The organism is Roseibium sp. RKSG952 (assembly GCF_009711355.1).
In genome coordinates this window covers 1-428 of sequence record NZ_SMMF01000248.1, presented here as the reverse complement: position 1 = coordinate 428, position 428 = coordinate 1, and the positions used below count along the sequence as shown (strand labels likewise).

Here is a 428-nt window from a genome sequence, read left to right as displayed (position 1 = left end):
CCGCCCGGACACCAGATTCAACAATAGCTCCAAGAGCGCTTGCGACCATGCTGCACTCCACTTCTTAATTCACCGGGACCGGTTACTGCTGCGGAATTCGCCCCTTGGCTTTCGCCAATCATACCCCGTAGTCGCTTAAGTCGAGATAATCGTCCGAATTCAAGTGCCAGGTTATCCCGTCCAGTGAGGTATCGGTATAACCCTCAAGCGTAATCCAGACGGTTCCGCTCATATCTTCGATGACAACGTTACCATCATCATCGGTCGACGTGATAAGGAGATAATTCCCGCCGGCATCCTCATAGTCGGCTTCATAAATGACAATAGTATCTCCGTCGTCTGGATCGAAATCCGTAATCGTGACCGTAGCGCCAGCAAGCACATATGTGTTTGACCCGCCGCCACCGGTCAGGGTATCTGTCCCCCCG

General features: G+C 52.8%; 1 protein-coding gene. It reads right to left on the bottom strand.

The features are described 5' to 3' along the window. Positions 1-118 precede the first annotated feature (118 nt). Positions 119-428, bottom strand: a 310-nt coding sequence (locus tag E1297_RS48830) for a hypothetical protein (protein WP_209015534.1), incomplete at its 5' end; no start/stop codon positions are given.